The organism is Paenibacillus sp. D9, from assembly GCF_001188365.1.
Classification (GTDB): domain Bacteria; phylum Bacillota; class Bacilli; order Paenibacillales; family Paenibacillaceae; genus Paenibacillus_O; species Paenibacillus_O humicus.
On record NZ_JZEJ01000001.1, the window covers coordinates 1,697,668 to 1,720,097 of the forward strand.

At 59.9% G+C, this 22,430-nt stretch carries 18 protein-coding genes; 2 read left to right on the forward strand and 16 right to left on the reverse strand.

What is annotated here, in order from left to right; genetic code table 11:
- Positions 1 to 45: 45 nt before the first annotated feature.
- From hemW to VE23_RS07910, 5 genes are all read right to left on the reverse strand, one after another.
- Positions 46 to 1,263 carry a radical SAM family heme chaperone HemW gene (hemW, locus tag VE23_RS07890; RefSeq protein ID WP_049867705.1) on the reverse strand — a complete coding sequence of 406 codons (1,218 nt, stop codon included), beginning with the start codon at positions 1,261 to 1,263 and terminating at the stop codon, positions 46 to 48.
- Between the two features lie 132 nt (positions 1,264 to 1,395).
- Positions 1,396 to 3,213, reverse strand: a complete 1,818-nt coding sequence (gene lepA / locus VE23_RS07895; protein WP_048750098.1) for a translation elongation factor 4 — start codon at positions 3,211 to 3,213, stop codon at positions 1,396 to 1,398.
- A 112-nt stretch (positions 3,214 to 3,325) separates the two neighbouring features.
- Entirely contained in the window at positions 3,326 to 3,814 is a 489-nt protein-coding gene (locus tag VE23_RS07900) for a hypothetical protein (RefSeq protein ID WP_049867706.1), read from the reverse strand.
- Between the two features lie 32 nt (positions 3,815 to 3,846).
- Complete coding sequence (gene spoIIP, locus VE23_RS07905; RefSeq protein ID WP_049867707.1) at positions 3,847 to 5,085, reverse strand: stage II sporulation protein P; 1,239 nt, start codon at positions 5,083 to 5,085, stop codon at positions 3,847 to 3,849.
- 213 nt (positions 5,086 to 5,298) lie between these two features.
- Entirely contained in the window at positions 5,299 to 6,063 is a 765-nt protein-coding gene (locus VE23_RS07910) for an SDR family NAD(P)-dependent oxidoreductase (RefSeq protein ID WP_048749441.1), read from the reverse strand.
- Between the two features lie 297 nt (positions 6,064 to 6,360).
- Here VE23_RS07910 and VE23_RS07915 point away from each other — a divergent pair, with 297 nt between their 5' ends.
- Complete coding sequence (locus VE23_RS07915) at positions 6,361 to 6,954, forward strand: TetR/AcrR family transcriptional regulator (RefSeq protein WP_049867708.1); 594 nt, start codon at positions 6,361 to 6,363, stop codon at positions 6,952 to 6,954.
- 55 nt (positions 6,955 to 7,009) lie between these two features.
- Here VE23_RS07915 and gpr read toward each other — a convergent pair whose 3' ends face one another.
- Positions 7,010 to 8,017 carry a GPR endopeptidase gene (gene gpr, locus VE23_RS07920; RefSeq protein ID WP_049867709.1) on the reverse strand — a complete coding sequence of 336 codons (1,008 nt, stop codon included), beginning with the start codon at positions 8,015 to 8,017 and terminating at the stop codon, positions 7,010 to 7,012.
- Positions 8,018 to 8,193: 176 nt separating this feature from the next.
- Between gpr and rpsT the strand changes: the two genes are divergently transcribed.
- Positions 8,194 to 8,466, forward strand: a complete 273-nt coding sequence (gene rpsT, locus VE23_RS07925; protein ID WP_021881778.1) for a 30S ribosomal protein S20 — start codon at positions 8,194 to 8,196, stop codon at positions 8,464 to 8,466.
- A 145-nt stretch (positions 8,467 to 8,611) separates the two neighbouring features.
- Here the strand turns inward: rpsT and holA are convergent, their stop codons facing one another.
- From holA to VE23_RS07980, 10 genes are all read right to left on the reverse strand, one after another.
- Entirely contained in the window at positions 8,612 to 9,652 is a 1,041-nt protein-coding gene (gene holA, locus VE23_RS07930; RefSeq protein ID WP_049867710.1) for a DNA polymerase III subunit delta, read from the reverse strand.
- A 382-nt stretch (positions 9,653 to 10,034) separates the two neighbouring features.
- Positions 10,035 to 11,108: an anti-sigma factor family protein gene (locus tag VE23_RS07940; protein WP_084781352.1), complete on the reverse strand. Its 1,074-nt coding sequence runs from the start codon at positions 11,106 to 11,108 to the stop codon at positions 10,035 to 10,037.
- A complete protein-coding gene (locus tag VE23_RS07945) occupies positions 11,105 to 11,653 on the reverse strand; it encodes an RNA polymerase sigma factor (RefSeq protein ID WP_048747286.1) in 549 nt (182 codons plus the stop codon). The genes VE23_RS07940 and VE23_RS07945 overlap by 4 nt, the downstream gene beginning before the upstream one ends.
- Positions 11,654 to 11,874: 221 nt before the next feature.
- Entirely contained in the window at positions 11,875 to 13,014 is a 1,140-nt protein-coding gene (locus VE23_RS07950; protein WP_232313107.1) for a GntR family transcriptional regulator, read from the reverse strand.
- 168 nt (positions 13,015 to 13,182) lie between these two features.
- On the reverse strand, positions 13,183 to 14,799 hold the full coding sequence (locus VE23_RS07955; protein WP_157053927.1) for an extracellular solute-binding protein: 1,617 nt from the start codon (positions 14,797 to 14,799) through the stop codon (positions 13,183 to 13,185).
- A gap of 47 nt (positions 14,800 to 14,846) precedes the next feature.
- Positions 14,847 to 15,740, reverse strand: a complete 894-nt coding sequence (locus VE23_RS07960) for a carbohydrate ABC transporter permease (RefSeq protein WP_048749986.1) — start codon at positions 15,738 to 15,740, stop codon at positions 14,847 to 14,849.
- Positions 15,741 to 15,752: 12 nt separating this feature from the next.
- Positions 15,753 to 16,721, reverse strand: coding sequence for an ABC transporter permease (locus tag VE23_RS07965; RefSeq protein WP_049867713.1), 969 nt, complete (start codon positions 16,719 to 16,721; stop codon positions 15,753 to 15,755).
- 337 nt (positions 16,722 to 17,058) lie between these two features.
- A complete protein-coding gene (locus VE23_RS07970) occupies positions 17,059 to 18,675 on the reverse strand; it encodes a response regulator (RefSeq protein ID WP_049867714.1) in 1,617 nt (538 codons plus the stop codon).
- A gap of 19 nt (positions 18,676 to 18,694) precedes the next feature.
- Positions 18,695 to 20,491: a sensor histidine kinase gene (locus VE23_RS07975; RefSeq protein ID WP_049867715.1), complete on the reverse strand. Its 1,797-nt coding sequence runs from the start codon at positions 20,489 to 20,491 to the stop codon at positions 18,695 to 18,697.
- Positions 20,488 to 22,038 (reverse strand): ABC transporter substrate-binding protein, encoded by a 1,551-nt coding sequence (locus VE23_RS07980; RefSeq protein WP_049867716.1) that lies wholly within the window; start codon positions 22,036 to 22,038, stop codon positions 20,488 to 20,490. Before VE23_RS07980 ends, VE23_RS07975 begins: the two co-directional genes overlap by 4 nt.
- Positions 22,039 to 22,430 lie beyond the last annotated feature (392 nt).

Consider the following 22,430-nt stretch of genomic DNA (forward strand, 5'->3'; position numbering starts at 1 on the left):
CCCTTTTATCGCTTCATAATCAATCATGTTGCCAGTGACGGCTGTTTATACGTCGGCGGTCTCTTCGCCCAGCACCCCTACGAATGCGCCGAACACCTCGTTGCCGAGCAGCACGCCCTGGGAAGTCAGCCGATAGCCGGTGCCCGGGCGAAGCGGCGTGCCTCCCGGCAACGTCCCGGCGCCGCCGTCGACACGCTGCATCAAGCCTTCCTGCAGCAGCGGCTGCAGCTGGCTTCCGAATACGCCATCGATCGTATGCCCCGGGAACTGCTGCTCGAAATCCCGGTCGCGGACGCCGTCCAGCAGCCTCAGGCCGACCATCATGAAGTCCTCCATCGCGTCCGTATCCGGGACCCGCTCCTCCGACAGGCGGGGCAGCCGCTGCAGTCCGGCGTCGATGTACGGCTGCACGCCTTTGATGTTCACATGCCTGAGCCCGTGGATATAGCCGTGCGCGCCGGCTCCAAGCCCGTAATAGGGCTCATTGCGCCAGTAGGTGGAGTTGTGCCGGCTCTCGAAGCCGGGCTTCGCGAAGTTGCTGATCTCGTAATGCTCGTATCCCGCTCCCTGCAGGCGATCGATGAGATGGAGATACATTTCCACATCCTCGTCCTCGGTCGGCAGCGGCAGCTCGTTGCGCTCGTACATATGGTGGAAGAGCGTGTTCTCCTCCACCTTGAGGCTGTAGAGCGAGTAATGCGGCAGATCCAGCTCCAGAGCCTTGTCGACGCTGTCGGACAGCATCGCGACCGTCTGCTTCGGCAAGCCGAACATCAGGTCGATGGACAAGTTGCGGAAGCCCGCCGCCCGCGCATTGTCCAGGCTGCGGTAGACGTCGTCCACGTTGTGGATGCGGCCGATCCGCTCCAGAAGTCCGTTGTCGAACGACTGGACACCGAAGCTCAGCCGATTGACCCCGCCCGCGAACATGACCGCAAGCTTGTCCGGATCGGTCGTGCCGGGATTGGCCTCCATCGTGAATTCCGTTCCTTCGTGCAGCGGGAAATGCTTCCTTACGGCGGCAAGGAATCGCTCCATCTGAGGCGGAGTCAGCACCGTCGGAGTGCCTCCTCCCACGAATACCGTATCGATGCGCTCGGCCGGAATCGCGGCCAGAGTGAGCTCCATCTCCTTCTCCAGCGCGGTCAAATAGCTGTCGACCGGCTGACCCTGCAGCACATAAGAGTTGAAGTCGCAGTAAAAGCATTTGTTCGTGCAAAAAGGGATATGAATGTAAAGCGCCTTGGGCGCGTGCTTCAGCATGGCGATGCCTCCTCTACCGGGAACCGCTGCACCTCGGGTTCCCTTAAACGCCGCAAGAGGAGAGCCGCGGCTCTCCTCCAGCGAAGCTGGCGGCCGAATGGACAGAACGCTCATCCGGCCTATGTCCAGTCATCAATCCTCGTCGATTTTCAGGACGGCCATGAACGCCTCCTGCGGAATCTCGACGTTGCCGACCTGCTTCATCCGTTTCTTGCCTTCCTTCTGCTTCTCGAGCAGCTTGCGCTTCCGGCTGATGTCGCCGCCGTAGCATTTGGCAAGAACGTTTTTGCGCATCGCCTTGACCGTCTCGCGCGCAATGACCTTCTGCCCGATCGACGCCTGGATAGGCACCTCGAACATCTGGCGCGGAATCAGATCCTTGAGCTTCTCGCAGATGACCCTTCCGCGCTGATAGGCGCGGTCGCGGTGCACGATGACGGACAAGGCGTCGACCGTCTCGCCGTTCAGCATGATATCCATCTTCACCAGCTTGGACTGGCGGTAGCCGGACAGCTCGTAGTCGAAGGAAGCGTACCCCTTCGTGCTGGATTTCAGCTGGTCGAAGAAGTCGTAGACGATCTCCGAAAGCGGAATCTGGTACGTAATGGTGACGCGGTTCGTATCCAGGTACTCCATGTTCACGAATTCGCCGCGCTTGTTCTGGCACAGCTCCATGACGGTGCCGACAAAGTCGTTCGGCACGATGACGGCGGCCTTGACATACGGCTCCTCGACATGCTCGATCTTGCCGACCTCCGGGTAGTTGGACGGATTGTCGATGCTGAGCACCTCGCCGCTCGTAAGCGTCACGGAATAGATGACGCTCGGCGCCGTCGTGATGAGGTCGATGTTGAACTCGCGCTCGATGCGCTCCTGGATGACGTCCATATGGAGCAGGCCCAGGAATCCGCAGCGGAAGCCGAAGCCGAGCGCTGTCGACGATTCCGGCTCGAAGGTGAGGGACGCGTCGTTGAGCTGCAGCTTCTCCAGCGCCTCGCGCAGGTCGTTGTACTCCGTGTTGTCGATCGGATACAGGCCGCAGTATACCATCGGGTTGATCTTGCGGTAGCCCGGAAGCGGCTCGGGAGCCTTGCGCTTGGCTTCGGTCACCGTGTCGCCGACGCGCGTGTCCTTGACATTCTTGATGCCGGCGACGATGAAGCCGACATCTCCTACGGCAAGCTCGTCCACGATGCTCATGCGCGGCTTGAAGGCGCCGACCTCGATGACCTCGAATTCAGCGCCGGTCGCCATGAAGTGGATCTTGGAGCCGGCCTTGATGCTGCCGTCGACGACGCGCACGTAGACGATGACGCCCTTGTACGGATCGTAGTGGGAGTCGAAGATCAGCGCCTTGAGCGGCTGGTCGGGATCTCCCGTCGGAGCGGGAACCTTCTGGACGACCTGCTCCAGAATCTCCTTGATGCCGATGCCCGCCTTGGCGGAAGCGAGGACGGCGTCGCTCGCGTCGAGCCCGATGACATCCTCGACCTCCTGCTTGACCCGCTCCGGCTCCGCGCTCGGCAGGTCGATCTTGTTGATGACCGGAAGGATCTCCAGGTTGTTGTCCAGCGCCAGATAGACGTTGGCCAGCGTCTGGGCCTCGATGCCCTGGGCCGCGTCCACGACCAGCAGCGCGCCCTCGCAGGCCGCGAGGCTGCGGGAAACTTCATACGTGAAGTCGACGTGTCCGGGCGTATCGATCAGGTTCAGGATGTACTCTTCCCCGTCGTCGGCCTTGTAGCCGAGGCGCACGGCCTGCAGCTTGATGGTGATGCCGCGCTCGCGCTCGAGATCCATCTGGTCGAGCACCTGCGACTGCATTTCGCGGGAGGTCAATGCTCCGGTATATTCCAGAATACGGTCGGCCAGCGTCGACTTCCCGTGGTCAATATGCGCGATAATGGAAAAATTCCGTATCTTCTGTTGGCGGTCGCGTACGTCTGCCATGCTTAACTATCCACACCCCTCAATTATCTAACCCATTCGTACCATTATACCCGAGGCGGACCGGGGCGGCAATGAGCGGCAGGGAAAGGAAGCGGGCCAGACGGCAAGCCGATTATTTGGTAAAGGAGTCGAAGAGGGTTACGATCATGCGGATGCCGGAGCTGGATACGCTCTGCAGCATGCCGGCCGTTCCGTCGGCAAGGCGATTGACGCCGGTGTCGGAATCCAGCGGCGCGACTCCCGGCAGCCTGTACCGTTCATCCCCGGCCGAGTATCCGTTCCATGCCGAGACGTCTCCGGACGACGCGCCGGACGACTCCGCATCGCCGGCGAATGCCGTCTGCGCCTCCGCCGGGGCGGACGGCTGGACGCCGTACTTCTTCTGAAGCTGACGCAGCTCGGCTTCGTATTTCTGCGCCGCCTGCAGCTGCTCGCGCGCTTTCGCGGCTTCCGCGAAACGCCCGACCGCCGCGGGATCGGAGCCCTCGATCGGTCCGTATACCCGGTTGATGCCGCCCGTCGTCATCTCCATCCCGAACATCAGCACGGCCGCCAGGGCGGCGCCCAGCACGGTCCATTTGAGCTGGCTTCTTCTGCGCATGATGACCTCTCCTCTCGGTTATTGTAATGGAATCAAGCTTTTTCGCCCGCGAAATACAGATCCGCGATGACTTCGGCCAGAGCGTCGGCCGTCCGATAGCCTTCCTCCAGCGAGTTGTCGATGCCGCCGACCTCGACGAGCACGCTGTCCGAAGCCAGCGATTGATTGTACTCTCCGTTGCCGGTCGTCACGGTCTTGCCCCAGATTCCGCGCGACAGACCGGGATAACGTTCGTTCAGCATGCTGTGGATCTGCTCGGCAAATTTCTCGTTTTCTTCCCAATTCGGATTTTTGCGGCCGATGATGAAAAATACTTTCGCGTAATCCTTGCCGCCGATATTCACCGTCGTCGTCTTGCGCTTGGCGGAATCCCGGTGGATATCGAAAAAGAACTTCAGTCCTTTATTGGCGCTCATCGCTTCCTGCACGCTCTTCTTGGAATACTTGTAGCTCATCGAATACTTGAAGCCCGGGATCACAGAAGGATAATCCGTGCTGGAGTGAACGGCTCCGACACCGCGTTTTTCCAGCTGCCCGGCCAGCCTCTCTCCGATATTGGCCACGTTGACCTTGGAGGATTCCGGATTCGTTCCGGGCTTGCCCACTTCCGGATTGTAGGACTCGCGGATGTGCGAATGATAGATGAACACGGCCTTGCTGCCGCCAGCGGCGGCCCCGGGCGCTCCGCTGCCGGCCCCGCCGCTCGCCGGTCCGCTCTGCCCGCTGCCCGCCGGATCATCCTGCGGCACTCCGATCGGACCTACCGGCGAATCGTCCTCGCTGCCAGCATCATGGCCGTCTTCGCCGGAATCATCGCCTGCAGCCGCCTCGGGCTCGTCCTCCGGCGCCGGCGTCTGGTCGCCCGCCGCGCTCGCCTTGCCGGCCAGATTCTCGCCGCCGCTTTGCATGACGGGCAGGCCGGCCGCCAGCAGGCTGCGAGGGCTGCCCGGATTCACGTCGGTCAGCATGCGGAGCACGAAGCTGCTCACTTGCCGCGTCGATACGCTCTCGCCATGCCCGCTGCTCTGGAACGCAGGCATCTCCATTCCAAGCATGTCCGCCAGAAAGGCGCTTGAAACCATGGATGCCAATCCTTTCATGGAGGAAGCCGGCGATGAAGGGTCCTGATGGCGGACAATCGTAGCGGCACCTGCCAGCACGAAGATGATCATGGAGCAGAGCGACAGCAGCACGAAGGTGCGTCCCGCAGCGAGAAACTCGCGGATGCGGAGACTGCTTTTTCCCAGATTGACGGCCATGATTCGTTTCATATCGGTTCTCCTCCCGAAAGCGGTTATGCAGTTCTGAAAGCGAAAAACAGGATCCTGGTCTCTCAACTGTTTCTACTCTATGAGGAAAATGGAAATGATAGAACCGCATTCGAGAGAGGAGCCGGCGGCAGCGGGAAAAGCGCGCAAAAAAACAGCCCGCTCCTTGGCAGGAGCAGGCTGTCACTCTTTATTCGGAAAACTCTATCCGGGCCGTTATTGGCCCATCATGCCTCCGTCGACCGTGTACAGGGATGCGGTGACGAACGACGCTTCATCGGACAAGAGGAAGTTCATCACGGCCGCGACCTCTTGCGGCTCGCCGTAGCGGCCCAGCGGCGTGCTGTCCTCGTTGGCTTTTTTGAAGCCTTCGGGAGCTCCCGATTTGGTCTCGATCTGGCGCATCATGTTCGTATTGATCGTGCCCGGCAGCACCGCATTGACGCGGACGCCGTAGCCGGCCGCTTCGTTCGCCGCGACGCGGGTGAGTCCGATGACGGCGTGTTTGGACATAATATAGGGAGACATGCCCGGAGCGCCCATGAGGCCTGCCAGCGACGATGTATTCAGCACCGCGCCGGACTTCTGCTTTTTCATGACCGGAAGCACATGCTGCAGGCCGAGGAACACTCCGCGCACGTTGACGCTGTAGACGAGATCAAGCGTGGCGACGCTCTGGTCCTCGATGCTGCCCACGGCTCCTTCAATGCCGGCGTTGTTGGCGAAATAATCGATCGTGCCGAACTTCTCCACCGCCCGTTCGACGTAGTTCCGGACATCCTCTTCCTTCGAGACATCCGCCGCTACGGCAATCGTCTTGGCGCTGTCGAGGCCGAGCTCGGCGATGACGGCCTGCAAGGCCTCCTCCTTGAGATCGACGAGGACAAGATTGAGGTTCCGCTGAGCCAGACGCCGCGTCAGCTCTTTGCCGATTCCTCCCGCGGCTCCCGTGATGACGGCTGTTTTCGTTTGTTCGGACATATAGGATCGCTTCCTTATCGATAGATTTTTGGGGCAGGTCCGGCTGGGCGGACCCGCTTGAACCGATATCGGTTAACCGCTTACAGATCAAGCATACGCCTGGTGATAAAATGCCGCAATAAGCAGGCTCCGCCCGCTTTGTCGCCTAGTGGACAGCCGCAATCCAGCTGTCGCCCAATTCGGCAATCTTGCACATTCGGCCCGGGAATGTCGCATATCCGAGCGCATTTCCCTTGAGCGCCGCCCCGCATCTATACTGGACGGACAGACATTCGACAGAGAGGAGTCTCGCCGCGCATGGACAAACAGCTTGACCGCAGAGCCAAACGAACCCGCGAAGCCCTTCAGTCCGCCCTGATCCGGATCATCCGGAGAAAAGGCTACGAGGCGGCGACCATTCTCGAGATCGCCGAGGAAGCCGATTACAACCGCGGCACCTTCTACAACCACTACGCCGGCAAGGAAGAGCTGCTGGAGGAAATCCGGCTGGACTTCCTCCAGCAGTTCGCCGATCTTATTCTCGGGCCCTATCCGGGGATGAGCGGAGTCGGCGCCGCCGACATCTATCCTTCCAGCCTGCTTCTGTTCCAGCATGTCGAGCAGAACAAGGAAACCTTCCTGGCGCTGCTGGCGGTCGACAGAGGGCTCGGGGAAGACATGAACCGCGTCCTTAAGGACGCCATGAAACGGGACCTGGAGCTGAGCGTGGAGGAGCAGGATCCCGAGGTGGATCGGGAATTCATGTACAGCTACCTCTCCTCCGCGACGATCGGCGTCGTCATGTACTGGGCCGGTACCGGCTTCAAGTTCTCCTCCGACTATATGGCCAGGCAGCTGCTGCTGCAGATCAACAATCGCCTCGACTACATCGAATTCAAGCGGACGCAATGAAAAAACCGGGACAGCTTCCCTAAGAAAGCGTCCCGGTCGGAATCCCGCGGATCGATCAATGCGTATATGCGGCCACGTTGGAGCTGTCCACCGCGTCATGCAGCGCCGCATTGAGTCCGCTGGCGATGACATTGGCGATATCCTCGATGAACTGGTCGATTTCCTTCGGCGTCACGAGCAGGTCATGCTTGAGCGGCGAAAGCACTTCCTTGACGAGCATGAGCCGCTCCGTCTCCCCGAGCTGATCCAGCATTCCCATCAACTGCCCGGTATCGCCCGCCTGCTGCTTGAAATGTTCCTTCATCATGTCGAACGCGCTGTTTACGACTGTCGAGGCGTAAACGACCGTGGGAACCCCGATGGCGATGACGGGAACACCGAGTATTTCTTTCGTGAGTCCCTTGCGCTTGTTGCCGATGCCGGATCCGGGATGGATGCCCGTATCCGCGATTTGGATCGTCGTATTCACGCGGTCCAGCGACCGGGAAGCGAGCGCATCGATGGCAATGATGAGGCCCGGCTTCGTTTTCTCCGCGATGCTCTGGATGATCTCGCTGGATTCGATGCCGGTAATGCCGAGCACGCCGGGGGCGACGGCGCTTACGCAGCGGTAGCCCGGAGCGACCTGATCCGGCATCAGCTCGAAAAATTGACGCGTCACCATCGTATTCTCTACGACGAGCGGGCCGAGGGCGTCGGGAGTGACGTTCCAGTTGCCGAGCCCGACGATGAGCACGTTCGCGTCCTTGGCTACGCCGAGCTCCTGCAGGAAGCGCTCGAACTCCTGGGCGAACGAGGTCGCGACGCGATCTCCTAGCTCCGAATCATGCGTCCGCAGCTCGGGCACTTCGAAGGTGACATATTTGCCCATGACTTTGCCGATGGCCCGCGAGCCCGCCTCGTTCTCGACCGTCAGCCTTGTGATCGTGATGCCCTCGTCTTCCGTCGTCTCGGAGTGGACGCCGGGAATCGGCCCTCCGCTCGACTCCTCGGCCATTTGCTTCGCTTCCAGCGCCAGGTCGGTGTGAACCGCATAACGTCCCAAATCCAAATCATGATTCATGCGCCAACGCTCCTCTGCACGATTTGCCATTAGCTTGCTGATCCCGGATTCGTTTTATGCGGCCAGCATGTTTTATCCAGTCGTTCGTATTGCAATTTGGCAATGTGCATGATAAGATATTTTAAGTTGTGTTGCAGTATGGGGTCTTATCCCCTTTTGTAGGAGGTGAACCACAAGTGCCAAACATCAAATCCGCCATCAAACGCGTGAAAACGAGCGAGAAACGCCGCGCTCTGAACGCTTCCCAAAAATCCGCGCTTCGCACGGCTGTCAAAGCAGCTGACGCAGCGACTACCGGTACCGATGCGGAAGCAGCCAAGGCTGCTCTGATCGTCGCAACGAAAAAGCTGGACAAAGCCGTTACTAAAGGCCTGATCCATAAAAACGCTGCTGCCCGTAAAAAATCCCGCCTGGCCAAAAAGCTCAACGCCATTTCGGCGCAAGCTTAAGGACAAGCTGACAGCCCGTCTCCTTTTGGAGAAGGGCTGTTTTTCGTTTGCCCGGACGGGCTCCTCGGTTCCACCATCAGGATCGCGCGAAATGAAAAAAGAATTGCTGCGATCAGCAATTCTTTTATTCTATCGACGCGGCTCTTCATGCCCGCCCGCTTTTCAATCCGGTTCCCATGGAGAGAAAGAACAGCTGCAATCCGAGCTCTTTGTTGATGCGCCCCGTCTTCATCGCGTAATCAAGCTCGGCGAGCGCCGATAGATGCTCGCCGAGCACGGCCGTCTCGAACTTGCGCGCCTTCTCCGCGGCCAGCTTGACCGCGTAGGGATGAAGGCCCAGCTGGCCGGCCATCTGCTGCGGCGAATAGCGATGCCGCTCCAGCTCCTTGATCTGCAGCATGATGCGCAGCTGCCTGGCGACGAGAGCGGCGATGCGGATCGGCTCCTCCCGCCGCAGCAGCAGCTCCCGATAGATCGTCAGCGTCCGGTCCATGTTCAGCTCCGCCATCGCATCGATCAGGGCGAACACATCCTCCTCGACCGTCGAGGCTGTCAATCGGGCGACGTCTTCGACGGAGATGCTTCCTTCCTCCCCTGCGAACAGGCAGAGCTTGTCCACCTCCTGCGACAGCGCCTGCATGCCGGTGCCGGCTCTCGAGACGAGCAGCGATGCCGCCTCCTCGCCTATGCTGCGGTTCTGATCCTTCGCCCTGCGGATGATCCAGGCCGCCAGCTCGCTCTCGGTAAGCTCCGGGAAGGCGACGAGCAGGTTGCGCTCCTTGAGCAGCTTGACGGCCTTGCGGCGCTCATCCAGCTTGTCTGCCTGGACCAGGAAGACGATGATGCTCGTATCGCTCGGATGCTCCATGTACGAGAGGAAGCGCTCCGCCTTATGCTCCACCTTCCCTTCCTTTGCCGCCGCGCACAGAAAGCTCGAATCCCTCGCCAGAATAATCTTCTTCGGCACAAAAAAAGGAAGCGTCTCGGCTTCGCCGATGATTTCCTCCAGCGAGGTCTCGGACATGTCGTACCGGACAATGCCAAGCTCCCTCTCGTCCGGCGCCAGCAGCTTTTCCGTCAGCATCGTCGCGAATTGGCTCATCCGGTAACGGTCTTTCCCGAAGACGGCATATACGGGAGCAATCCTGCCGGCCCGAATATCCTTCACGGCGTCTTTGGCTTCCATGCCAGTCCCTCCTCCATGCTCATGTCGTCCCATCATAGGACACAACCTCCTGCTTAGGCAAGGGCAGCGCCTCCTATTTGGCGCAGAGCCTTCCGGCTGGAGCAATGGCCATGCGTCCAAATACGGCTGTTGCTGCCGAAGAAATGGAATAATGCCTCCTCCTCCGGCACCGCAACCAAACAGAGGAAGGCTTCGCCGTCTCCGACGAAGCCTTCCTCTGCCTGCCTCTGTTTGCCGTACATCTATATAAACATCGCCGCCAGAAGCCCATGGTGCCTCTGCGGGATGGTCATACGATGCCAGGGAACGAGCATTCCGTCCCGCCTGCATGCCGCCTTCTATACCATACGCGCATGCCCCGCGGTTCGTGCTTGTACGCCGATCAGGATTTTTGCTCCTCCACGGTGCCCTCGGCGGCTACGATCTTGAATTTCTTCACGGCTCCGGAGCTGTCCTTGACCTCGACCGCAAGGGTCGTGCTGTCCGAGCTCCAGGATGGAGAGCCCTGAAGCTCGCCGTCCATCTTGAGCTCCGCCAGCTTCTTGTCCCCGCTGTCGAATACTTCCAGCAGTGTGCCGGTGACCGTGTAGCTGTACTTGCCGTCCGGAGATGCAGTAGAAGCCGCAAGTCCTTGGCCGGCGATTCCTTGTTCCATGCCCGGCGATGGAGATGCCGGAGGGCTCGGGAATTGGGCGATTCCCATGGATGGTCCTCCCATGTTCGCAGAGCCGGAAATGTTCGGATCCGCCTTGTCGAACCCGCTCGCTCCCCCAATGCCTCCGACCCTGGCCGACGGGGGTGGAGACGTCGACGCCTTCGTGCGCGAGCCGCCTCCCGTCCCGCGGCTGCCGTCGGAGACCGCCGTCGGAGATGTGGCGGGCTCGCTTGATCCCGTCCCCTCTTCCACGGACTTCAAGGCCGCTCCACCGGTATCCGCAGCTTCCTGAACAGAATACTCCGAGGCGTTCCCCGCAGCGGCAGGCGCCTTGGATTCCAGCATGGCGGTCTGCCTGTTCGGATGAGGACCGTTCAGGCTGACGGCGAGAATGATGGCCGCCGCCGCAACGGCGGTCGCCCCTCCCCATGCAGCCGTTCTCCGGCCGAGCCAGCCCGTCCGCTTCCGCGAAGCCCGGCGCGAGCCGAGCGAGCCGCCTTCAGCGGCAGCGGCTTCCTCCGCCTGAGTCCACTCCTCGTCCATGACCGCCGCCTGGGCTGCCTTGGCATCCCGCAGCGCGTCGATCTCGGCCAGCTGCGGCAGGATGGAATCCACCAGACTGAAGGGCGGCGTGACCTTGGGCAGTTCCTCGAGCTCTTCGGAGAGCCTCTGAAGGCGCTCGAACAGCTCCTGGTCGTCCGGGCAGTTCTTGAGATGCTCCATCAAGAGCACGCGTTCATGCTCGTCAAGATCGCCGTCCAAATATCGATTCATAACCTCTACCACCTCTTGACAAGTCATCCTCGGACACCACCTTTCTGATAGTCATGCAGCAGCGTCTGAAGCTGTTGCCTGGCCCGGAATAAATAGGATTTCACCGTATTCAGCGGAAGATCGAGGGAATCCGCGATTTCGTTGTACGAGAAGTCCTGCAAATAACGGAGCACGACAACGGCTCTGTGGTGATCCGGAAGCTTGTCGATTGCTTCTCGAATATCTTTGGCCGCATAGGCGGACAATACTTCCTCTTCCACGTCCTGCTTCTCCCGGAAGACCATATCATGCTCTTCGATGGACACGACGGGCTTGGTGCGCCGGAACTTGTCGATGCAGATGTTCGTGACGATTCTCTGCACCCATGTCTTGAACTGTGCTTTTTCCTCGTAGGAAGTAATTTTGGTATAAATGCGAATGAGCGCTTCCTGGGAAGCGTCCAGCGCGTCCTGCTCGTTGCCCAGTATATAATAGGCCGTCCGATATACGTGATTTTCTATTTCGCGCAATAGGGACACGAGAGCGTCGCGATCGCCCTGTTGAGCGGCTCGTATGAGACCAGGCTCTACCACGAAGGTTCCCCCTCTCTTGCACCCGTACTGACGCGCGCCTGGCGCGAAAGGTTGCAGGGCAAGCATAAGTAATATAAAAAAGTTAGTTATGGTAAATAATGCCGCGAATGAAAATGAAGCAGGCATTTACCACCCAACAATAGCAAAAAAAACTCCCGGCGTATAGACGCCGGGAGCGGGAGTCATTGGGAACGGCCGGAAGAGCGGAATAGCAGCCGCTTTCAGGCAAGACGATGGACCGATTTCCTTTCGATCAGGCTGACCGGAACGACATGCTGCCCGGTGCCGGCCTGACCCTGCCGCAGCCTTCGGATGAGCAGTTCCGCCGCCGTTCGGCCGATCTCGTCGTAATTCTGCCCGACTGTCGCCACCGGAATATGCAGCATCTCGCAGATCGGATTGTTGTCGAACCCGAAGATGGACAGATCGTCGGGAATCCGCATGTCCAGCTGCTGGGCATAGAGCAGAAGCTGGACCGCGATGAGGTCGTTCTCCACCTGCACGGCCGTAATGCCGTTCTCCCGGTAGCCGTTCAGCAGCCCGCTGAAAAAGGCGGTTTTTCCGGCTGCCTTCAGCTCCTTGCTCGCGCCGAGCCGGACCAGCTCGGGAAGGATGGGAACCCCGCGGTCCTTCATGGCCTTGCAGTACCCGAAGTAGCGGCTGCGCACCGAGGAGACCGACTCGATGGCCGCATTGCTGAAGAAGGCGATGCGCCGATGGCCCAGATCGATCAGCCGGGATACCGCCTCGTACACGCCTCCGAAATTGTCGGAGACGACAGAGGGAATCGGCATGCCGGGCATCTCCTTGTCGATGGTCACGATCGGAAAATCCATCAGGTACAGCCGATTGAGCCGCTCGAAGCTGCAGGAGTCGTTGAGCGGATACAGGATGACGGCCGAGCTGCCCCGGCCCGGCATCGATTCCAGCAGCTCTTCTTCCAGCGCCGGATCGCTGTTGCTCGTATGCACGCTGAGGTGATAGCCGAGCCGGTTGAGGTAATCGGAGGCTCCGCGAATATAACCGACCATGGCTCCTTCATCGAGATGAGGCAGAATCATGGAAATGATCGGGCCCGGCTCCACTTCCGCAAATGAAAGCGGAGCCGGCGTCTGGCGCTCCGGCGCCGCCTCCGCCCTCTTCACGAAGCTGCCGCTGCCTTGAATCCGGTAGATGTAGCCTTCCCGTTCCAGCTCCTCCAGCGCTCTGCGGGTCGTGATCCGGCTGACGCTGTACAGGGACGAAAGCTCGTTCTCGGTCGGCAGCTGCTGATCCGGCTGATAGTCTCCCTGATCGATTTTGGACTGCAGCTCATCCTTGATGACGGAATAGAGCGGTTTCTGGGATTTGCTCACTGACATTATTCACATCCTGCCCTTGAAGCACCGGGTTGTGCCGCTGCCGGCGAAGCCCGTTGTCGTGATTTCATTGTACATGAAAACAGCTCAACCGGCTACGAGCCGGAGCCGCTCCGCCCCCGGAAGGAGGCGGCGTCCGGACCCGGCTCCGCCGCTTGTCTGCCTGCTCAGCTACTTCACGCTTTGATAGCGTTCATACTGGCCTTTCTTGATCGCCAGATAATCCTGGGCGCCCATTTTGTCCAAAGTCGCGACATACTCATCCCAGCCGCTGCCGAAGTCGGCCTGGCCCGTGACGAATTTCACCCTCATCTGCTGGATGTACTTGTTGATGTCGGTCAAGATGGCCGCCTGCTTTTTGGCTTCCTCCGCAGTAGGGGAAAATTCGGGCCACACTTCCTCCGGCAGGAACTGCTCGAGCTCCGCCGCATTCGTCTTGAAGTCCTCGTCCACCGTCTTGCCCTTCACGGCGGAACGAAGCTCCATATCAGGCTCCGCGTACGGGTAGCCGCCTCCATATACGTTGTCTACGTATTGGAACGCTCCAAGCTGGACGCCGCCCTTGTAAGTGCGGATTTCTTCGCTGTACTGGGGCTTGCCGTCCACCATCGTGTACGTTTCTCCCTCGATGCCGAAGTAGCCGAACTTGCTTCCTTCCTCGCCGTAGAAATAATCGACCCACTCCATCGTTTCCTCCGGATGCTTGTTGGACTTGGTGATTGTGAACGAGGACGTCTGCCGGGTCATCGGATCCATCCAGTTCACGACCTTGTCCCCATGCGGCCCGGCCAGCACGTTGATGCCGATATAGTCCTTGGCTCCGATCGTGCCGATATAATGCGGATCTCCCCAGGAGAAGGCCCCGACCTTGCCGGCCGAGCCGTCGGCCGCCCACTGGGCGTATTCATAGCCGGAATAGTTGAGCTGCGGCAGCGTGCCGTCCTTGAACAGTCCATTCAGGTACTGCAGCACCTCCTTGTACTTCGGATCGTTGAAGATGAGCTTGACCTCGCCGTCCGAATCCTTGTAGATCCAGCTTGCCGCCCCCTTGTAGCCTCCGTTCCCCATGCCGAAGCTGCCGTACAGCTGCCGCTCGAACATGCCGTTGATAAAGCCCGTCGGCATGACCCAGCCCATCTCGTCGTTCGGATCCCCGTTGCCGTTGGCGTCCTTCTCCTTGAACGCCTTGAGAGCCGCCTGCAGCTCATCCGTCGTCTTGGGCACCTGCAAGCCGAGATTGTCCAGCCAGGTCTTGTTGATGTAGAGCCGTATGGACCGGTACGGAAGGGCCGTATCGATGTACGGCAAGGAATAAATATGGCCGTCCGGCATCGTGATCGCCTTCTTGACCTCCGGATTTTTCTCGAACCATTGCTTCAGATTGGGAGCATGCTGCTCGATGAGGTCCTCCAGCGGAAGGAACAAGCCCTGCTCCCCGTACTTGACGAGCTCGGAGCTGCTGAAGCCGGTCTGGTAGAACGCGTCCGGAAGCTTGCCGGAGGCGAGCATGACGTTTTTGCGCTCCGCCGAGCTCTCGCCCGGAATCTCTTCCCACTCGATATGGATGCCGGTCTTTACCTCGTATTTCTTCCACATCCACAGGTCCTTCGAAGCCGGATGGACGTCCGTGAAGCTGTCCCGCGCCATCTTGAGCGTAATTTTGCCTTCCTTGCCCCCGCTTCCGCTATCCCCGCTCCCCGCGGAATCGCCGCCGCCCGACTGACAGCCGGCCAGAATCGCCACGGCGAGCCCTCCGACCAATCCCTGTTTCACCCATGCGTTTTTCACGTCTATTCCCCCTGTCGCATTATAGGGCAGACTTGCCTGTCTGCCGTCTAGCCTTTGATCGCGCCGACGAGAATGCCTTTTTCAAAAAATTTTGACAATAACGGATAAAGAATCAGCAGAGGCAGCGAGGATGCGACGACGATGGAGTACTTGATCCCTTCGCGCGCCATCATCCGCTGGCTGTACTGCTCGTCCACCGCGACCCCGAGCATGTCCTGCATGCTGTTTTTGATGAGGATTTCCCTCAGGAACAGCTGCAGCGGGAATTTGTCCCTGTCCGTCATGTAGATCAGAGAATCGAAGTAGGAGTTCCAGTGCCCGACTCCGTAGAACAGGATCATGACGGCGATGATCGGCATGGACAGCGGCAGCACGATTTTGAAGAGCAGCCGCCAGTCGCTGCAGCCGTCGACGAACGCGCTCTCCTCCAGCTCGACCGGAATCTGGGTCTGGAAGTAGGTCCTCATGATGATGAGGTTGAACACGCTGATGGCGCCGGGAAGGACAAGCACCCAGATGCTGTTCAGGATGCCGAGCGACTGGTTGACCAGGTAGGTCGGGATGAGGCCGCCGCTGAAAAACATCGTGAACGTGAACAGGAACGTGAACACGTTCTTGCCGTAGAACCGGCGGCGCGACAGCGGATAAGCGCCCAGGATCGTCATGAACACATTGATCGCCGTGCCGACCGTCGTATAGAGGATCGTATTGCGGTAGCCGATCCAGATATCGCCGTTCTCGAAGATCGCCTTGTAGCTTTCCAGATTGAAGCCCTGCGGCCAGACCAGCAGGAACGTATCGTAGATCCTTCGCGGATCCGAGACGGAGGCGAGAATGACGAATAAGAGCGGATACAAGAGTATGATCGTAATGAGCAGCACGAGCGTCAGGTTGACGGCCTCGAACGCTTTTTCTCCGGGCGTCTGCTTGATGGTATCCATGCGGATTCCTCCTTACCAGAGGCTGGTCTGTCCGGCCCGCTTGGCGATGGCGTTGAACAGGATCAGCAGGATGAAATTGACGACGTTGTTGAACAGGCCTACGGCTGCGGAGAAGCTGTACTGGGCCTCCACGATTCCGCTCTTGTACATGTACGTGGAGATGACCTCGGATTTGGCGAGGTTCATGTCGGTCTGCATGAGCAGCACCTTCTCGAAGCCGACGTTCATCACCCCTCCGATGCTCATGATGGACAGGATCATGATCGTCGGCATGATGCCGGGAAGAGTCACATGCCAGATGCGCCGGAAGCGGCTTGCCCCGTCTATGTATGCGGCTTCATATTGATCCGGAGGAATGCCCGCCATCGCGGCCGTATAGATGAGGGACGACCAGCCGATGGACTGCCACAGGCCGGACCAGACGAACAGATGCCAGAAATGGGACGGATTCGCCATGAAATCGATCGGAGAGCCGCCGAAGCGGGTGATGATTCCGTTGATGACGCCCGTAGTCGGGGAGATGAAGAAGAACAGGATGCCGACCGCCACGACGACGGAGATGAAATGCGGCGCGTAGGAGATCGTCTGCACGACGCTGCGCAGCCGCTTGGTCCTGATCTCGTTGAACATGAGCGCGAGGATGATGGGAGCCGGTATGCCGACAATCAGCCCGTAAACGCTGATGCCGAGCGTGTTCCGGAGAATGTCCCAGAAGAAGAAGGTGCGGAAGAAGCGGGTGAAATGCTCCAGCCCTACCCAGGGGCTTCCCGTAATTCCGAGAGCGGGCATGTAGTCCTTGAATGCGATCTGAATTCCATACAACGGCCAGAAATGCCAGATGACGAAATAAAAAAAGGCCGGTGCGATGATCAGGTACAAGCCGATATTTCGCTTCAGCTGTTTTCCGATCTCTGCGAGCCGGCGGGAAAAACCTTCGGCCGAGGGCTTTCGCGCCGTCTGGATTTCCATGCGTGCATCCATCTCCTTTTCCTTTAATTTGTTATGACAAATAAAAGGGTATAGGAATATTTGATAGATGTATATAATGAATTAGTCCTATGAAAGCGGTTTAAATCGTTTATCGCTTTGATTCCCTTTATTTTCCTCATATTTGTTATGACATATAAAGGGAGGTTCGCCCGAACCCTTCTGGAATGACGATTTGAATCCGGGTCTTTGGGCCTAGATGAAAAAGAATGGCATGGATTCCACCGAATCAGCGGAATCCATGCCGTATCGATCTGGAGGCTTTCCTCCAGCGGGTTCAATTTGCTCGAGCAATTCCTGCCGCGGTCCGGGCAGCGGCAAGCGAGGCCCTTCAAGCGCCGGGTGTCGCGCTGCTGTCGGTTCCGATTTTGCGGAACTCATGCGGATTTTTGCCGTACACCTTGCGGAACAGCCGCGCGAAGTACGAGAAGTTGCCGTAGCCGAGACCGGCGGCGATCGCGCTTACGCTCTCGTCGGTCCCCGTCAGCCTCTGCGCGGCGGCGCGCATTTTTTCCTGCAGGATATAGTCGGTCAGCACCTTGCCCGTCTCCTTGCGGAACAAGCGCGACAGATAGGCCGGATTGAGGAACACATGCTCGGCCAGCTCTTCCCGGGTCACGTCGCGGTCCATATGGTCGGCGATGTACGCCTTGATCTGCCTCAGGACGGGACTTTCCGAACGGCGGGATTGAAGCAGGACGCCGATCTGGCCGAGCATGCCTTCCGACCAGGCGCGGAACCGCTGCACGGAACGGGTCGCGGCGCTGACGTCGAAGTCTTCCCGGTACTGATGCAGCATGAAGGCGGGAAAGCCCTTGCGGTGAAGCGTCAAGTACGCCGCCTGCATCAGGCCGTATGCATAGGCGGTCAGCGTCTCGACCGTCACGGCCGCGCCGGGCATGAGCAGCTCCTCGAGCCTTGCCCTCATCGACTCGATACCGCCTTGCTCCAGCAGGTCCGCCCATTCCAGGAGAGCCCCGGAATCGGGCTGCAGCGCGTCGGCATGCCGCTCCCCGCGGCTGGCGGCGCCGGCGGGAATGCTGCTCCAGGAAATGCTGACATTGCGGTATTCCTCATGCAGCAGGCCGAGATACTCCCCTCTGAGATTCTTGAGCGGAACCGCGTCTCCGATATAGACGGACATTTTGCAGTAGAAATAGGTTCTGCAGGCTTCCCGGTACCGGTCGCACAGCTCCTCGAGCCGCTGCGCGGCCGCGCCTCCCTCATAGATTAGAATCAGGCTGTTGCCCCGGTAATCCTCGACGACGGCGCCCGGGAGCGATTCCAGCAAAATTTCCTCCGCCGCCTTGCGCAGGGCGAACTCCATGACGCGCTCATCCCGCTCGTCGATATCCTTCTCCCAATTCTCCACGCTGATCAGCAGCGGGCGGATGGTGCCGATGAGCTGCGCGTCGACATCCGCGGCCAGCCTGATCCGCTCCAGCCAGCTGGCGTCGGGACGTTCCCGGCCATCGAGCAGATCCTTCCAGTACCGCTCGGTCAACAGCGGCTTCTGTCCCTGCCACAGCTCCGCCAGCTGGTGGTAGCGCTCTCCTTCGTGGTCAGCCTGCCGCTGCTCCTCCACTTTGCGGCCGAGCGCCTGCAGCACCTGCTCCAGCTCCCGGTAAATGACCGGCTTCAGAATATAATCGCTTCCCCCCAGCTGAAGGGCCTTCTGGGCATAGCGGAATTCGGAATGGCAGGTGAGCACGACCGTCTCCAGCCTCATCCCCTCTTCCTTCACCCACTCCATCAGCTCCAGGCCGCTCTGCTCCGGCATCTCGATATCGCAGATCATGATGTCGATGTCATGCTTCCGCAGCATCTCCTTGGCCATGTCGGCATGGTAGGCCTCATAGACCTCGTCGATCCCGGCCTCCTGCCAGGATACGCCGGCCATCAATCCTTTGACGGCATAGATTTCATCGTCCACAATCAGCGCCTTCATGCTGCGTCTCCTCCTTGGGTCATCCTGCCTGGCGATTGTCCGCGTCCTGCTCTTCCGGAAGGCCGAGGGTGACGAGCGCTCCCCGCTCCGCTCCGTTCTCGAATTTCAGCGACACTGCGGCTCCATAAAACAGCCGGCAGCGGCGAGCGACATTCCATAAGCCCACATGGCGCTCCCCCGGCTCCTGCTCCTCCACGCGCGCTGCGAGCCTCTCCGCCATTCCGGGAGCGAACCCTTTGCCGTTGTCGGCCACGTCGATCCGGATGCCGCCGGCAGCCGCTCCCTCTCCAGAGGCGCCGTTCCGGCTCACCGCGATCAGGATCCGGAAGGGACCTCCGCCGCTGGTGGAGAAGCCGTGGACCATCGCGTTCTCGACGATCGGCTGGATCGATAGAGGCGGCAGCAGATAATTTTCCAGCCCTGCCTCCACCTTGAAGTCGAACTCCAGCGTCTCCGGGAATCGATGCTTCTGGATCGTCAGGTAGTCGCGGATATGCTCCAGCTCCTGATGGATCGTCACGGAAGCTGCGGCCGTATTGATCGTGAACCGGAAATACCGGACCAGATGGAGCGCGATGCTCTGGATGATGTCGAAGCTGCGGATCTGGGCGAGCTGATAGACGATATTGAGCGAGTTCATGAAGAAGTGAGGCTGGATCTGCGCCTGCAGATGCTTGAGCTCGGCCTTCTGGGTACGGATCTGCTCCTCGTAGATGTCGATCTTCAGATGCTCGATCTGCGAGGCCATGCCGTTGAACGTCTCGTTGATCGTGACGAATTCCGGCAGCCGGCTGTCCGGCAGGCGGGCGCTGAGATCGCCGGAGCGGATCTTGCGCATGCCCTTGATCAGCCGGTGCATCGGCACGACGACCGCACGCTGCAGATAGTACAGGTACATGGCGAGCAGAATGGCGGCCAGCACCGGAACTGTGTAGGTCAGATAGCGGAAATACGGAAGCCCTTCGAGCAGCGACTTCTCCGGCACGAGCAGCACCAGCCTCATGCCCGCCATCCGCGAAGGCTGGGCGACGAGCAGATACGGCTGCGGAAGCTTGGCGATCGTATACGCCCCGGCGGCCGCTTCCGTATCCGCAGCCGCCCCGGTCGCCTGCAGCTCATCGCGGAGGCCGGCCTTGAGCGTCGTCAGCGGCAGGCTGCCGGAATGGCCTCCGAGCAGCACGGCTTCCCCTTTGCCGCTCTCGCCGAGGGCATGGAGCGGCTTCATGAGCCGGTCGAGATCGACCCACGCTCCCGCTGCCGAGCCGTAGCCCGTGTCGACGATGCGCACAAGGGCATGGGAGCCGTTCAGCTCCGTCACCGTCCAGCCGCTGAACGGAGTGTCCGCCCCCGCTCCCGCCTTCAGAATTTCATGCAGCCTGGACTGGATATCCCGCTTCCGCTGGAAGCTGACCGACTGCTGCTGGGAGACGAAGAGATCGTCGTACTTGGAGCTGTAGGCGAACAGCACATCCGCCGCCTCGTAATAGTTCGAGTTGACCCCGAGATCGGCGGCCATCTGCGTTTTGGCCCGGTAGTAATCCCAGCCGCCGCGCTCGTTCTGCGACAGCGACAGCAGATCGCGGTTCTGCTCGGCCGTCTTGAACAGATAGTTTTGGATTTCCTCGAGCACCTTGTCCATGTCGTTCATGTACATCGTCAGCAGGCTCCGGTTGGACTGGGCCACCTGGGAGCGCACGACCGTCGTCGAGTACAGATTGTTCCAGAGCAGCAGGATGACGAGCGGCGCCGTGACGACCGCGAACCCGATGATGAGCCGCGTGCGCAGCGTAGCCTGAGGGAGCCGGAAGCCCTTCATCGGCCGCCCTCCTTGCCCGCCGCCGTCTTCGAGGCGAGCCACTCGTCCAGCTGGCGCTGCTTCTCCGCGATGACCCGGTCAGCTCCCGCGGCCTTCAGCTTCTCCACATACATCGGGATGACCAGATCGGGATCCAGCTCTCCCGCGATGATGGCCGGAGCGAACTCCTCGTCGACGCGGCTGCAGGCCGCGATCTCGCTCGTGACCCGGTCCGGGTTGAAGACGAAGCCGAGCGCCCGGGACGGCTCCGCTTCCTCGTTGAACCGCCTGTACTTGGTCCAGAGCTCCGGATCCTCGTTGTCCCACAGATAGGAATGGAGCTGATTGCCGAACATCCAGGGCAGGTTCAGGTTGTAGCCCACCGTCCGGGAGTCCACCCCTTCCGGATAGCCGATCCGGCCGTCCGCACGGACGACGTAATGCTTGCCCTCGATGCCCCAATCGAGCAAATTCAGCAGATAAGGATCCGTATAGAGCAGATCCAGCAGCTGCATCGCCTTGCCCGGATGGCGGGAGGTGCGGGGGATGGCGAACATCGCGCTCGTCACGTCGGCCGTCGTCGTGTACGGCTTGGTCAGCTCCACCGTCGCCATCGGCATGCCGGTGTTTCTCGAAGCCTGGATCTCGAAGCCCGGCTTGATGGACTCGGCGAAGGAAAAGGCGGCGCCTGCCTTGACCGCTTCGTATTCGCTGTCCCTCGACGTCACGGCGTCGGCGTTCAGGTAGCCGTCGAGATGCCATTGGTGCATCAGCTTGGCGTTGACCCGGTACGCTTCGGTCGCCACCATGTTCACGACCTTCGTCCCGCCGCCCTCGCGCTGGAGAGCGCCGGGTCCGTCCCCGAGCATGTCGAACAGGCCGTACTGCATGAGGAACGTGAACGGACTGCGGTCGGAGCGCACCTGCAGCGGCGTCACCGACGGCTCGCGCCGCTTGATCGTCTCCAGCACGGGACCGAGATCCGCGAGAGATTTGATGGAAGCCAGCTTGATTCCGTATTTCTCCGTGAGATCCCGGCGCATGACGATCCCCTTGCTCGCGGCGAACTCCTTGTTGGTCGGGATGGCGTACAGCTTGCCCCCGATGCGGCTGGCGTCGAGAATATCGGGGTTGACGATTCCTCTGATTCCCCCGCCGTATTGCCGCAGCAGGTCGTCCAGGGCAATGAAGCGGCCTCTGGCCACCTCGTCGCCGAACTTCATCCAGCCGGCCGTGAACATGAGATCGACCTGGCTGCCCGAGGCGTAGACCAGGCCGGTGCGGTCCCACCAGCTGCCCATGTCGACCGGACGGATTTCGACGGCGGCATTGATTTTCTCCTGCAGGTAGTTGTTGATTTCATTCTGAACCTGCGGCAGATCGTCCGGCACGACGCTCGCGGGAAACATCATGACGAGGCGGTCGGGAGCGGCGGCCGAGGCCACTCCGGACGGAGCGGTGTCGCCGCGCTTAAGCAGCGTCCACGGGCGGGAATAAAAAGTGAGCGCGGCCAGCGCGATCAAGGCGGCGGCGAGCGCAAGCGTCAGTCGTTTGCGGTTGGCTGTCATGGAAAGAACCCCTCTTGCGGCGAATAATAGAGTAAGCGATTTCAATTATACGCCCGCGCCGCCGCCCTCTCTACTCCTATTTCCATCAAATAGGCAAAAATAGTGACCATTTATAGCAATCGGATGACATGTCGGCGAACGCGGCAGGATCGTTCCTTCAGAGAGAACGGACATTCAGCCGGGATGGGGCTGCTCCCTGAGAGGGCAGCAGCTGTATAGCAGTTGCAAAGGAAATGAATTCTTTCCATAGATATGGATGCAGCTAAAAAAAAGTCCTCCTGCGCGTATGTGCGAGGAGGAAACAAAAGGTTATGGATGCAGCCCGGTTCCTGATCAGCGCCCACTCTCACATAAACGCTCTGGGAAAAGGGTGGTCGGGCTGCAACGCCGCA

What these genes read in the sequence shown, in the direction of transcription:
- hemW (WP_049867705.1), bottom strand. Translation starts at nt 1,263, where the DNA reads ATGCTGAAGCACGCGCCCAAGGCGCTTTACATTCATATCCCTTTTTGC.
- gpr (WP_049867709.1), bottom strand. Translation starts at nt 8,017, where the DNA reads ATGAATCATGATTTGGATTTGGGACGTTATGCGGTTCACACCGACCTG.
- VE23_RS07960 (WP_048749986.1), bottom strand. Translation starts at nt 15,740, where the DNA reads ATGGATACCATCAAGCAGACGCCCGGAGAAAAAGCGTTCGAGGCCGTC.
- spoIIP (WP_049867707.1), bottom strand. Translation starts at nt 5,085, where the DNA reads ATGAAACGAATCATGGCCGTCAATCTGGGAAAAAGCAGTCTCCGCATC.
- VE23_RS07980 (WP_049867716.1), bottom strand. Translation starts at nt 22,038, where the DNA reads ATGACAGCCAACCGCAAACGACTGACGCTTGCGCTCGCCGCCGCCTTG.
- VE23_RS07900 (WP_049867706.1), bottom strand. Translation starts at nt 3,814, where the DNA reads ATGCGCAGAAGAAGCCAGCTCAAATGGACCGTGCTGGGCGCCGCCCTG.
- VE23_RS07970 (WP_049867714.1), bottom strand. Translation starts at nt 18,675, where the DNA reads ATGAAGGCGCTGATTGTGGACGATGAAATCTATGCCGTCAAAGGATTG.
- holA (WP_049867710.1), bottom strand. Translation starts at nt 9,652, where the DNA reads ATGGAAGCCAAAGACGCCGTGAAGGATATTCGGGCCGGCAGGATTGCT.
- VE23_RS07910 (WP_048749441.1), bottom strand. Translation starts at nt 6,063, where the DNA reads ATGTCCGAACAAACGAAAACAGCCGTCATCACGGGAGCCGCGGGAGGA.
- VE23_RS07975 (WP_049867715.1), bottom strand. Translation starts at nt 20,491, where the DNA reads ATGAAGGGCTTCCGGCTCCCTCAGGCTACGCTGCGCACGCGGCTCATC.
- VE23_RS07940 (WP_084781352.1), bottom strand. Translation starts at nt 11,108, where the DNA reads ATGACTTGTCAAGAGGTGGTAGAGGTTATGAATCGATATTTGGACGGC.
- lepA (WP_048750098.1), bottom strand. Translation starts at nt 3,213, where the DNA reads ATGGCAGACGTACGCGACCGCCAACAGAAGATACGGAATTTTTCCATT.
- VE23_RS07965 (WP_049867713.1), bottom strand. Translation starts at nt 16,721, where the DNA reads ATGGATGCACGCATGGAAATCCAGACGGCGCGAAAGCCCTCGGCCGAA.
- VE23_RS07915 (WP_049867708.1), top strand. Translation starts at nt 6,361, where the DNA reads ATGGACAAACAGCTTGACCGCAGAGCCAAACGAACCCGCGAAGCCCTT.
- VE23_RS07950 (WP_232313107.1), bottom strand. Translation starts at nt 13,014, where the DNA reads ATGTCAGTGAGCAAATCCCAGAAACCGCTCTATTCCGTCATCAAGGAT.